The sequence below is a fragment of the Actinoallomurus acaciae genome (assembly GCF_042429965.1).
Taxonomy (GTDB): Bacteria; Actinomycetota; Actinomycetes; order Streptosporangiales; family Streptosporangiaceae; genus Actinoallomurus; species Actinoallomurus acaciae.
Window position 1 is genome coordinate 1 of sequence record NZ_JBHLZP010000250.1, and the last position, 11,883, is coordinate 11,883.

Here is an 11,883-nt window from a genome sequence, read left to right on the forward strand (position 1 = left end):
CGCCGCCTTCGTCCGGGAGACCGCGAGGTGAGCCCGACCGCGACGGCGCGCCACCGCGACGGCAGTACGACCGCGGCCAGCCCGGAGACGCCCGACGCGGTCAGGGCGGTGCCGAGCCCGGCTGCGATCGGGTTCACCCAGGCACCTTCGATGTCGTCATCGGCCCGACAGCCCGCGCAGCGCGGCCACGATCGCCTCGGGAGGCGGCGGGCAACCCGGCACCTGCACGTCCACCGGCACGAAGTCGGAGACCGGTCCGGCCACCCCGTACCCGCCGGCGAACATGCCGCAGTCACGGGCGCAGTCGCCCAGGGCCACCACCAGGCACGGACGCGGCGCCGCCTCGTAGGTCTTGCGCAACGCATCGGCCATGTTGTGGGTGACCGGGCCGGTCACCACCAGCGCGTCCGCATGACGGGGCGAGGCCACCAACCGGACCCCGTACCGCTCGGCGTCGTACACCGGGGAGAACGCCTGCCCGATCTCGACCTCACACCCGTTGCACGACCCGGCGTCCACGTGCCGGACCTGCACCGATCCGGACACACGCGCGACCGCCTCGCCCTTGGCGCGTTCGGGTACGGGCGGGGCGGCCTCGGCGACCCGCCCCGTGTCCCAGATCTTGCCGATCAGGCCCATCCGGATTTCACCCACCATCACTCGCTGCCGCCCACACGCCTCGGATCACTGCTCCAGGCGCGGATGAGGGCACCCACGGCGCCTCGGGAAGGGCCCGTGCGATGCCCGCGAACCTCCGTGACCACACGCCGATACGTCCCCGTAACAGCGCATACGCACATCGGCAGTTGCTAACTTTAGCAACAGCGCATCCATGCCCGGGGCCGGGGGCGCGGCCGGGGTCACACGGACATTCGGGAGGGACGATGGGCCTGCACATCCCACACCCGGCCCATCGCGGGGTCGCGGCGGTACGGCTCCACGGCGTCCCGGGCGAGGCCGACGCCGGCCGTGGCCGATGGCCGCCCGTGTGCAGCTCAGAGCCACGACAACACCACTTCTGATCACCGGCCCGACGGCATCGCCCACCAGGAAGGACACCCCGTGCAGTACTCCGCGCCCGAGTCCGGGCCCCCCGCTTTCCGCGCCGTCACCACGGCGGACCTGGAGGAGCACACCACCCGCGCCGGCCTGGCGCCCGAACAGCGCCTGCGGATCCGGGCGGTCGCCGCGGTGCTCGGCTTTCACACCACCGGCTACGTCACCGACGAACTCATCGACTGGTCCGACGCGCCCGACGACCCGATCTACCGGCTCGTCTTCCCCGACGAGAACATGCTGCCGGCCGCCGACGTCACGCGCATCACCGATCTGTTCCGCCAGGACGCGCCCGCGGAGCGGATCGCCGACACGGCGCGGCAGGTACGGGCCGGTCTCCACGCCGATCACTCCCCCCATCGCGGGGAGCGGATCCTGCCGGGCGCGTACCGCACCGACCACGATCGGGTGCTGGTCATCCCCTCCCGGCGACCGGATCCGGAGCCCGATGACGCTTTCTGGCCGGACCTGACCCGATGGCCCGCCGGGCCCGGCCGGGTGATGGCCGCCTCAGACGTTCGGCAGCTGATCGATCACCTCGTCGCTCATCCCGAGGTGAGCGGCGTACGGCTCGCCGGAGCAGACCCGCTGGCCCTGGGCGCGCCGGCGCTGCGCCGCCTCGTCGAACCCCTGCTGGCGCTGGAGCAACTGGAGTCGGTGCAGATCGACAGCTCGGCGCTGGCGTGCTGGCCGTACCGCCTCCTCACCGATCCCGACGCCGATGACACGCTGCGGCTGTTCGAACAGGTCACCGCCTCGGGCCGGGCCCTCACGCTCATGGCGGCCTTCTCCCATCCGCGCCAGCTGTGCCCGGCCCCGGTCGCCGGGGCCGTGGACCGGATCCGCGGCACCGGCGCGATGGTCCGCACCCGCGGGTCGTTGATCGGATCGGTCAACGACGACGCCGACGCCTGGGCGTCCCTGTGGCGTACGCAGATCCGCATGGGGATGGTGCCCTACGCCATGACCGTCGAACGCCTCACCGGCACCGGACATCGCTTCGCGGTGCCGCTCGCGCGGGCGCACGATACGCCGGCGTCGCCGGTCTCGGCCGCACCGTCCGCGGGCCGGTGATGCCGACGGACACGGGCACCGTATGCGTCGACGGGGTCGCCGACATCGGCACCCGGAAGGTGTTCGTGCTGCGCTTCACCCACGCCCGCGACCCGGACCTGATCGGCGAGCCGTTCTTCGCCACCTTCGATCCCGGCGCGGTCTGGCTCACCGACCTCGAGCCCGCGTTCGACTCCCGGTTCGCCCACCAGCCCACTGCTCAGACGCCATAGCCGCATGGGGGCGGCGCCGTGACGTCAGGTGCCGCCCGCCGAGGCGCGCAGGTCCTCCAGCAGCTCCGCCTGCCCGGACAACACCCCGGTGAGGATCTGGCGCGCCACCGCCAGCAACTCCGCGACGTGCGGGCTGGTCAGCGAGTAATAGACCGTGGAGCCCTCCTTGCGGGACACCACCAGGTTCGCGCGGCGCAACACCGCCAGCTGCTGCGACAGGTGCGCCGGCTCGATCCCGACCTGCGGCAGCATCTCCGACACCGCGTGCTCGCGTTCGCTCAGCAACTCCAGCACCCGGATCCGGGCCGGATGCCCCAGCGTCTTGAAGAACTCCGCCTTCAACTGGTACAGCGGCCTGCTCACCGCGGCACCCTCCCTATCGTGGATACCAACACCGTATCCCGCAGCCGGCCAGGCCCCCACCTCGGTAGAGACGACCAACCTCAAGAATCCTCGCCGACCTCAGCAATTGCTAATCTTAGCAACCCGGCTGCCGGGCCGCCCCGGTCCCCGGGCCTCGCCGCCGCTGCCGGAAGCGCCTCGGCACCCGCCGACGGAAGATCGGCGAGACCCGGCAGATGACCTTCCACGACCACAGGTGACGAGCCGCCGGCGCGGAGTGGTCCGTCGTGTCCGGCGTACCGCGAAACATGCCATCATGCTCCGTCGGACGCTGTTCCGGGGAGGCGCGATGGCGGATGGAGACCGGGCACGGCGGCCGAGCCGCCCCCATCTGGTGCTGATCGCCGGTGTGCTGGTGTTGTCGGCCGCGATCGCGGGTGGCGTGTGGGTGTACGACTCGGCCGCTAGGGGCACAGATCCCCGACTGGTGGGCGCGCGGGAATGGCGTACGGTCTCCGAACCGGCGCTGACGCAGTGGCCCACGACCGGGAACCGGCGCGGCGACCGGGGGCTGATCAGACGCGCGGCAGGGGCGTGGCGGCAGCCGGACGAAGGCCAGAGCGGGCCCAGGGGCGAGGTCACGGTGCTCTTCGCCGGCGACATCGAGGACCGGCGCGTCGTGGTGATGAGGGACGAGAGCGACGACCTCGACTCACGCGGGCTGGCCCGGTACGTCGAGGACCCGGGGAACGGCGCCCATTCCCTCACCGCGGTCCAACTGGACGACGCCGGTGGGTTCGCCCCCGAGGTGATCGGGCTGATCGGCACCGCACGAGGGGTCCGGTACCTGCTCCCACCGTGGCTGACGAACGTCCGGGTCGCCGAGCTGTCCGCCCCTCAGCCCGCGCCGCGGCCCCTGAGGGTCCGCGGCGGGGTGACCGCTCCGATCGCCCTGGCCGATGCGCACGACGTCGCATGCCGTGGGATCGCCCTGCAGGCCGGTGAGCGATGGGCGAGCGGCCCGGTGGAGCGGACCTTCGTGTCGACCGTAGCGGTGAAAGACCCCAAGGTCGCCATCCCCGACGTGGCACTGTTGTCCGATCAGACCCGCGACGGTGTGACCGAGCCGGTGAGCACACCGCGGCAGTGGCAGGCGGTCAAGGGTGCGGCCTGCCATGAGAGCCCGGCCATGTTCAGCGCCGGGCACATCAACGTCTGGCAGGTCTGGCACGGCCGGTTGCCCCACGGCGGCGAAGACGCCGCGGCGGAGGTCGCCGAGGTCCAAAGCCGCGAGGACGGCACCGACACCTTCGGGCTCTTCACCGTGGCCGGCAAGCAGTCCGGCGGCGTCGCCGGAACACGATACGCCGGCGAGGGCGCCCCCGACGGGGCCCTCGCGATCGTCGGAGCCCAGTGGCAGGCGCCCTCGGGTCGCTGGTACTACGCGGCCGTCGGCAACGAGCACATCGACCGCATCGAGATCGCCGGTCCCCCATCCGCCCGCGAACACCACGGCCGGCTCGTCCTCGTACCGGCCCCGGGTGACGACCGGCCCCCGATCGCGATCACCGGCTACGACGGCGAGCACCACGCCATATCCACCACACTCTTCTGAACCGAGGCGACGACCGGGTGACGGAACGTCTTCGTGAGCATCGGCGGTGGACGGCGGCGCCTGAGCGGCCGACTCGTCTCGTACTCGGAGTCAGCGCCCGGTCGCGCCGTCGATCAGTACGCGCCCGCGGTTCGGGTGCGCCGTCGACCTTCGCGGCGATCGAGGTCCGCAGGTGGTCGAGGAACCCGCGCAGGGTCTCGGTCTCGTCGCCTCCGGTCCGGGGTGTCGCGGCGCGTGGTGCCGGTCGGCGGTGGGCGCCGGGTCAGGCGGTGCGGCGGATGAGGAGCACGTGGTCGGTGACCTCGGCGGAGCGCCCGCCCGGTCCCGTCGCGATGCGGCGGGGCGTGTCGGCCCGCTCGACCGTCCATGTCGCCGCGGGCAGATCGATACCCGCGGCGACCTCGTGCGGGCTCGGGAACCGGACGTCGGGATCCTGGTTCCACGACCACGGCGCGGTCGAGCCGTGGTCGACGACCAGCAGCCGCCCGCCCGGGCGCAGCGCGTGCGCGGCGGAGCGCAGGACGGTCGCCCGGTCCAGGTCGAAGGGGGTGTGCAGGTAGTGGGCGCAGATCAGGTCGAATCGGCCCTGCGGGAACGACCCGTGCAGGTCGTGCCGCGCGGTGGTGACCCGGTCGTCCAGGCCGGATGAACGGGCGAGGGCGGCGAGCCGTTCGACCGCCACGGCCGAGATGTCGACGGCGGTGACGTGCCACCCCTGGCCGGCGAGCCACAGCGCGTCGCCGCCGTTGCCGCATCCGAGGTCCAGGGCGTCGCCGGGCGGCAGGCCCGTGACCACCTCGGTGAGCCGAACATTCGGCCGCGGATCGTCGGCCGCCGGCCGGGCCGCGTGGACGCCGTCCCAGAACGTGACCGCATCAGTGGTGCTCATCAGGACTCCTCTGTCGGTGTGCGGTCAGTCTCGCCGGGCACGCCGCGCGCTGGCACGAAATCTTGCGGTTCTGGCAAGATGGCCGCGTGGATCGCACGACGGACGACGACGTGCTCGACGCGGTGGGGCCGCGGCTTCGTGCGCTACGTCGTGACCGCGGCATCACCCTCGCCGATCTCGCGGCGACGACCGGTGTGTCGGAGAGCACCCTGTCCCGGCTGGAGAGCGGGCGGCGCCGGGCGACCCTGGAATTGCTGCTGCCGCTGGCTCGTACCTACGACGTCCCGCTGGACGACCTCGTCGGTGCCCCGCGCACCGGCGACCCCCGGATCCACCTCAAGCCGATCAGACGGTTCGGGATGACCTTCGTGCCCCTGTCCCGGCGGCCGGGCGGGGTGCACGCGTTCAAGATGATCATCCCCGCCCGGCCGGAACCGCTCGAACCGACCCCGCAGACGCACGAAGGCTTCGAATGGCTCTACGTGCTCAGCGGCCGCCTGCGTCTCGTGGTCGGCGAGCGCGACCTGGTGTTGCCGCCCGGTGAGGCGGCCGAGTTCGACACGTCCATGCCGCACTGGCTGGGCACCGCCGATGGCGGCGTGGTCGAGCTTCTCGTCCTGTTCGGCCTGCAAGGAGTGCGGGCGCACGTACGCACCGACCCTCATCGGTCGTCTCAGGCCGGAAACCGGCGGTGAACCCGGCGAGTCCGCCGCGACGGCTCAGGTGAGGATCTGGACGTACCCGTCGGTTCCGTGAACGCGGATCCGCTGCCCGTCCCGGATCAGCCGGGTGGCCTGCTCCACACCCACGACGGCCGGCAGGCCGTACTCCCGCGCGATCACCGCCCCGTGCGTCATGAGGCCGCCCACCTCCGTCACCAGTCCGGCGACGGCGACGAACAGGGGGCTCCAGCTCGGGTCGGTGTGGGCGGTGACCAGGATGTCGCCCGCCTCCAGGTCGGCCCGCGCCATGTCCATGACGACACGGGCACGGCCCTCGACGGTCCCGGCCGAGACGGGAAGGCCGGCCAGCGCGCCGGGCGGGGCGTCGTCACGCCGGTACCGGCTGGTGATGGCCTCGCCGTCCGAGGTGAGGACCCGGGGCGGGGTGAGCGCCTCATGCGATCGGAACGCCTCCCGCCTTTCCCGGATGAGTTCGGCGTCCACGTCGCCCGTTCGCACGACCTCTCGCAGCTCCTGGAGCCGGAGGAAGAAGATGTCCTCTCTCTCCCGCAGGATGCCGGACCGGACGAGGCGATCGGCCTCCCGCAGCAACGCCTGCTTGTAGACGAAGTAGCGGCTGACCATGCCGTACTTGGGGTACTCGCGGTATCCGGCGAAGGCGCGGACGCGGTCGATCATCCGCTTGGTCTCCTCGGCCTTCCGCTCCCCGCCGGGTAGGGCGCGCAGGCGCGTCAGCAGTTCCTGTTCCTTCCGCCGTGCCTGTCGGCGTCCTCGTACGAAGCGTCGCTTGCCGGCGCCCGGCTCGAAGTTCTTGATGTTGCCGAGGATGGCCGGCACGAGGGTGGCGGGCTGCTCGCTCCAGCGCGTCCTGGTGATGTCGATCTCGCCCGCGCAGCGCATGCCGTACTCGTCGAGGTAGCCCCGGATGGCATCACGTGCCTCCCGCCCGCCGGGCAGCCCGGCCAGTTCGTGCAGGAAGCCGTCGCCCTCCCGGCCTTCGTCCACGACCCGGTGCAGGAACGCCACGACGTCCGCGTGCGGCCGGATCGTGTCCGCGACGTCGAGGAGCGCCAGCCCCATCTCCGACGTGACGTTGTGCGGGACGGACTGCGTGAGCACATCGGCCGCGTTCCTCTCGCCCAGCCACGCCTCCAGGTGGTCGTTGAGCCACCAGGCCGCCTCCATCGCCGCCATGATCACCTGGCTGCTCCGTGGATCGACCAGGATGCGCCTCAGCTCCGCGAGGTCGGCCAGGATGAAGTCGAGCAGCGCCGGCCCGGACAGATCCTGGATCTTGCGCCGCAGGGTGGCGACGGACGCCTGACCGTGCCGGATCAGCTGAGTGACGACGGCCGGATCGGTCTCGATCGGGGCGGGTGAGTCACCGGCACGTACAGCGTCGGGGCCATCGCCTGGAAGCGAGCGGAGGAAGCCGTCGCGGTCGAGGACGGCCTGCAGCGCGTCCCGGACCAGCGGGTCGGACCTCCCCAGCGTCTCGAGGAGCCTCGTACGACCCGCGGGCGTCGCCAGGACGGGGGTCACGTCGACGAACAACCGGCCGCCCGCCTCGTGCATCGGCCGTGCGGTCGTCGACTGCCACAGGGAGAGCCCCAGCGGCTTCATCGCATCGGTCATCATCTGCTGGTGACCGACGGAGACGTAGACGTGGTTCTCCCGGTCATCGGCCGTGGGGATGGGGAACAGGGTGGTGATCGGCCGACTCTGGACGATGTGGAAGTCGTCGCCGGCCAGGCACCATTCGATGTCCTGGGGCCGGCCGAAGTGCGCCTCGATTCGCCGCCCCAGCCGCACCAGACGCACGACCTGCGCCTCCGTCAGGGCCGGCTGCGTCTGCTGCTCCGGCTCGATCGGCGCGTCCCGGGTGCCGCCTCCCGGCGACGCCTGGACGAACCGCGGCTTGGCGGCGACCGCTGTGGTGACGACCTGGTCGTCGCGCACCGTGTAGACGTCCCCGGCGACCAGACCGGAGACGAGCGCCTCGCCGAGCCCCCAACCGGCCTCCACGGTGGCGATCTTCCGGTTCGAGGTCACGGGGTCCGCGGTGAACAGCATCCCGGCCGCGTCCGGGAACACCATCCGCTGCACGACCACGGCCATCCGCACCTTCCGGTGGTCGAAGCCGTTACGGCGCCGGTAGGTCACCGCCCGCTCGGTGAACAGCGAGGCCCAGCACCGCCGGACGTGCCGGAGGATCGCCGCCGGACCCACGATGTTCAGGTACGAGTCCTGCTGGCCGGCGAAGGACGCGGTCGGCAGGTCCTCGGCCGTCGCACTGGAACGCACCGCGTACGAGGCGTGCTCCCCGAGCCGGGCCAGCGATTCGCCGATCGCCGCCACGAGATCGTCGGGCATCGTGACGCCCTCGACGACGCGGCGGACCTCGGCGCTCAGCGTGCGGATCGCCGCGCGGTCGTCCGGTTCCACGCGCGACAGCAGGCCGAGCCGGGCGTCGAGCGACGGCGCCACGACCTGCTGGAAGGCGTTCGTCGTGACGCAGAATCCGGCCGGCACGCGGATGCCATCGACTCGCGAGAGCTCGCCCAGGTGCGTCCCCTTTCCGCCGACGTCCGCGACATTCGTCGAGTCGATTTGCTCGAAACCCAGCACATAGCCCAATTCCGTTGCTCCATCGTTCGTCGAGTCCGTTCGCAACGGCGGCAATTATGGGACATTTTTTGGCGCCTCATGAGGCACGCGAGTCTGATATAAACTGAAAGTGGCAGGGAGTGGTACGCAGCCCGCCCGCCGACCAACGCGATTCCCGGCGACGCTCCGTCTCCTTGTCCGACGGAGCGTTTCCCGAGCCCGGTCGCTGTCGCTGAGCAGCACGCTCGCGCGGTGCCCCGGCTCCAGATTCAAGATCACACACGCCGACGGCGCCGAGCGGCGTTAAGTCGGCCCTGAGATCGTTTTCGAGTCGTCCATTGCTGAATTCTCCGCAGACGTCTGTCGCAATGGCATCGGCAAAGAGGGCAGAAGGTCGGGCACGCGGTCGTCGACCAGCGCTGGTGCGTCTCATCTGCCTCGAAGGCGTGGCGTTCGCCCCACTGGCGCAGCGTGACGATCACCCTTGCCCGCCTCGGTGAGCGGGCCACGGGTGGTGAGAATGTCGCGGACGATGCCGGTGCGCTGCTGGAAGCCGGGTGCGGGCGCCGTCCGTCGCGTCCCGGATGATGAGCGGGCGCCCTGGTCGCCGACCGGATCGGCCGCGCGCCCGCACTTGCCCGGTTCGGCTGCGGGCCCCTGTTCGACGTCACCGGCCCCGCCGTCTGGGGCGTCCAGCCCGTATCCGATGCGGTCGGTCACGGGACACCCGACCAGGCGAGCGGACCCGGCTCACGTGAAAGGGCCGCCGAATGCGGTGGAACCCTCCGTGCCGCCGGTTGCGTCGGCGCCCTGGCGGGTGCGACCTCCGAGACCGGCGGGCGCCGAACCGCTCCCCCGGGACACTGGTCGGCCACCTGGCAGGACGACTTCGACGGCTCCACGCTGGACGGGTCGACGTGGATCGCCTGGAACGCGTCGTACTCGGACGCCTGCCGGGGGAACAAGCCCGACCGCACCACGAGACCGGCTCCGACGTGTCCGCCGGCACTACCTCGGCGCCTCCAGCGTGGGCTGGTCCGGCTTCGACGGCGACGGGCGTACCTGATCGTCGCGGACGGGTCCTGCCACGACGCACCGCCCTCGGGCGTCAACGAAGGGATGCGGTGAACTCCCGGCCGATCGGCCCGGGGCGGAAACGGCCGTCCCGGGGTCAGGCGAAGTAGTGGCCCTCCTTGAGGTCGGCGATCAGTCCCGGGCGGGTCGGCTGCCATCCGAGCAGGTCGCGGGTGATGTGGGCCGAGGCGGGGCCGTCGAACGCCCAGAAGCGGCCGAGCCAGCCGACGTACTCCCCGGCCTGTTCGGGGGTGACGGAGACGGCGGGGACGCCGAGCTGCGCGGCGAAGATCTCGGCGACCTCGCGGATCGGGACGCCCTCGTCGCCGACCGCGTGCAGCACCGACCCGGGTGGCGCGGACTCGAGGGCGAGGCGGAACAGGCGCGCGGCGTCGTCGCGGTGGACCGCGGGCCAGCGGTTGGCGCCGTCGCCGACGTAGGCCGCGGCGCCCTTCTCACGAGCGAAGCCGATCGCGGTCGGGATGAACCCGTTGTCGCCGTCGCCGTGGGTGGCCGGCGGGATCCGTACGACCGAGGAGCGGACTCCGTGGTCGGCGAGGGCCTGTGTGCGGTGGGCGTTGGCGATCCGCGCGTTGGCGCCGCCGATCGGGACGTCGCGATCCCCGGCGGCCAGCCCGTCGCGTTCGGTGGCGACGACTCCGGGCGGGAGGCCGAGCACGCCGAGGATGCCCGAGGCGATGACGAACGGCTTGCCCGTGCCGGCCAGAGCCTCGCCGAAGGCCTCGATCGCCGCGCGGTCGGCGGCGGCCGCCCCGGCGAAGTCGCCGGTGAAGGCGATGTCGTGCTTGAACGCCAGGTGGATGACGCCGTCGGCCGCGGTGGCGGAGTCGCGCAGGACGTCGAGGTCGTCGAGCGATCCCCGGCCGACCTCGGCCCCCGCGGCGCGCAGGGCCCGGGCCGCGGTGTCGGAGCGGGCGAGCCCGGTGACCGTGTGGCCGGCGGCGATCAGCTCGGGGACGAGCCCGCGACCGATCCAGCCCGACGCTCCCGTGACGAAGACGCGCATGAGTAACCCCCAGGGTTGACCGGGGCGCCCACCGGACGGGCGCCCCTTGATGCCTATCGCTATTCTTTGTACGGTCGTACTATAAATGTCAAGACGAACTCCGGGAGGCGGCGATGGCGGGGCGGCCCGTCGACCATCAGCGGCGGGCGGAGCTGCTCGACGCGGTGGTCGACTACACGGTCGAGCACGGGTTCTCCGACCTGTCGTGGCGGCCCGTCGCCGCCGCCCTCGGGGTCTCGACCACGTCGTTGGTCCATCGCTTCGGCACCAAGGAGCAGATGCTCGTGGCCATCCTCGGGCGCCTGCGGGAACGCATCTTCGCGGCCACCAGCGAGACGCTCGGCGACCAGCCCGACCTGGCCACGGCGGCGCGCGCGGTCTGGAGGCGGACCTCCGACCCGCGGCGGGGAGCGGAGTTCAGGCTGTTCTTCGCGGTGTACGGGCGCGCGCTCCAGGCGCCGGAGCAGTTCGCGGGGTTCCTCGACCGGGTCATCGCCGACTGGATGAACGCCCTGCGCGAGGCGCAGGGACCCGGCACCGACCCGGCGACCGCGACCCGTACGGCCACACTCGTGATCGCGACCATCCGCGGACTGCTGCTCGACCTGCTCGCCACCGGCGACCGAGACCGCGTCCAGGACGCGGCCGAGAGCTTCCTCGCCACCCTCGAACACGAGCGACGACCGCCGGACGCGCGCCGGTGACACACGGCGAGCCGCACCAGACCGTCGCCGTCGACGGCGAGGCGTGCGCTGGTGAGACGGCCCACGTCGTCGGAACGCGTTGGCGGCCTCCCGCCCGGTGCCGGTTCCGCGCATCGGCCACGCCGGGGTCGGCTTCGGCCCACGGATGACCTCTGTCCTCTGTCCGCACCGCACCGGCCATCAGGGGGAACACCGGGCGGGATAGCATGCCGCGGTGAGCCGACAGCGGCCGAAGAAGAGGCGTCGCGGACCCGCTCCGGTCGACGGCGGCGGCTCGCCGAGCGACGGCCCTGCCGAGCTGCGCCCGAGCAGACCCGCGCGCGACCTGCTGGGCCGAGAGCCCGTACGGCTCCGCGTCGAGGGCGATCTTCTCGTCGGCCACGGCTTCGGACGGCGGCGGGTGGCGATTCCCCGGTCGTCGGTGAAGGCCCTGGGCACCTATTTCATCGGGCGCGGCCGGGGCGGTCCGCGCCAGGGTTTGGTGGTGCTCGACGGCGAGGACCGGATGCTCCTTCGCGCCCCCGGCGCCTGGGGCGGGGACGGCGCGTTGCGTGCCTTCGGCCGCAGGGCCGGGCTGCCGGCGCCCCGGCATCGGGCCGG

Annotated in this window: 12 protein-coding genes; 6 read left to right on the plus strand and 6 right to left on the minus strand. The window is 72.2% G+C overall.

Annotation, left to right across the window (positions count from 1 at the left end):
* Positions 1-156: 156 nt before the first annotated feature.
* Complete coding sequence (locus tag ACFFNX_RS28315) at positions 157-654, minus strand: NADH-quinone oxidoreductase subunit B family protein (protein WP_378208632.1); 498 nt, start codon at positions 652-654, stop codon at positions 157-159.
* Between the two features lie 408 nt (positions 655-1,062).
* Here ACFFNX_RS28315 and ACFFNX_RS28320 point away from each other — a divergent pair, with 408 nt between their 5' ends.
* Both ACFFNX_RS28320 and ACFFNX_RS28325 read left to right on the plus strand, forming a co-directional pair.
* On the plus strand, positions 1,063-2,130 hold the full coding sequence (locus ACFFNX_RS28320; protein WP_378208634.1) for a lysine 2,3-aminomutase: 1,068 nt from the start codon (positions 1,063-1,065) through the stop codon (positions 2,128-2,130).
* Positions 2,130-2,342: a hypothetical protein gene (locus ACFFNX_RS28325; protein ID WP_378208636.1), complete on the plus strand. Its 213-nt coding sequence runs from the start codon at positions 2,130-2,132 to the stop codon at positions 2,340-2,342. The genes ACFFNX_RS28320 and ACFFNX_RS28325 overlap by 1 nt, the downstream gene beginning before the upstream one ends.
* Before the next feature lie 24 nt (positions 2,343-2,366).
* Here ACFFNX_RS28325 and ACFFNX_RS28330 read toward each other — a convergent pair whose 3' ends face one another.
* Complete coding sequence (locus ACFFNX_RS28330; RefSeq protein WP_378208638.1) at positions 2,367-2,705, minus strand: ArsR/SmtB family transcription factor; 339 nt, start codon at positions 2,703-2,705, stop codon at positions 2,367-2,369.
* A 328-nt stretch (positions 2,706-3,033) separates the two neighbouring features.
* On the opposite strand from ACFFNX_RS28330, the gene ACFFNX_RS28335 reads away from it, so the two are divergent.
* Positions 3,034-4,299 carry a hypothetical protein gene (locus tag ACFFNX_RS28335; protein ID WP_378208640.1) on the plus strand — a complete coding sequence of 422 codons (1,266 nt, stop codon included), beginning with the start codon at positions 3,034-3,036 and terminating at the stop codon, positions 4,297-4,299.
* 262 nt (positions 4,300-4,561) lie between these two features.
* Here the strand turns inward: ACFFNX_RS28335 and ACFFNX_RS28340 are convergent, their stop codons facing one another.
* On the minus strand, positions 4,562-5,188 hold the full coding sequence (locus ACFFNX_RS28340) for a class I SAM-dependent methyltransferase (RefSeq protein WP_378208642.1): 627 nt from the start codon (positions 5,186-5,188) through the stop codon (positions 4,562-4,564).
* A gap of 86 nt (positions 5,189-5,274) precedes the next feature.
* Between ACFFNX_RS28340 and ACFFNX_RS28345 the strand changes: the two genes are divergently transcribed.
* Positions 5,275-5,883, plus strand: a complete 609-nt coding sequence (locus tag ACFFNX_RS28345) for a helix-turn-helix domain-containing protein (protein ID WP_378208644.1) — start codon at positions 5,275-5,277, stop codon at positions 5,881-5,883.
* 24 nt (positions 5,884-5,907) lie between these two features.
* On the opposite strand, the gene rph is transcribed toward ACFFNX_RS28345, so the two are convergent.
* The 3 genes from rph to ACFFNX_RS28360 all read right to left on the minus strand — a co-directional run bounded on the left by rph (position 5,908) and on the right by ACFFNX_RS28360 (position 10,579).
* Positions 5,908-8,499 carry a rifamycin-inactivating phosphotransferase gene (rph, locus tag ACFFNX_RS28350; RefSeq protein ID WP_446678529.1) on the minus strand — a complete coding sequence of 864 codons (2,592 nt, stop codon included), beginning with the start codon at positions 8,497-8,499 and terminating at the stop codon, positions 5,908-5,910.
* A gap of 408 nt (positions 8,500-8,907) precedes the next feature.
* On the minus strand, positions 8,908-9,198 hold the full coding sequence (locus tag ACFFNX_RS28355) for a hypothetical protein (protein WP_378208648.1): 291 nt from the start codon (positions 9,196-9,198) through the stop codon (positions 8,908-8,910).
* A gap of 451 nt (positions 9,199-9,649) precedes the next feature.
* On the minus strand, positions 9,650-10,579 hold the full coding sequence (locus tag ACFFNX_RS28360) for an SDR family oxidoreductase (RefSeq protein ID WP_378208650.1): 930 nt from the start codon (positions 10,577-10,579) through the stop codon (positions 9,650-9,652).
* 113 nt (positions 10,580-10,692) lie between these two features.
* Between ACFFNX_RS28360 and ACFFNX_RS28365 the strand changes: the two genes are divergently transcribed.
* Both ACFFNX_RS28365 and ACFFNX_RS28370 read left to right on the plus strand, forming a co-directional pair.
* Positions 10,693-11,283: a TetR/AcrR family transcriptional regulator gene (locus ACFFNX_RS28365; RefSeq protein ID WP_378208652.1), complete on the plus strand. Its 591-nt coding sequence runs from the start codon at positions 10,693-10,695 to the stop codon at positions 11,281-11,283.
* Positions 11,284-11,497: 214 nt separating this feature from the next.
* A partial coding sequence (locus tag ACFFNX_RS28370; RefSeq protein WP_378208654.1) for a hypothetical protein occupies positions 11,498-11,883 on the plus strand: 386 nt, incomplete at its 3' end.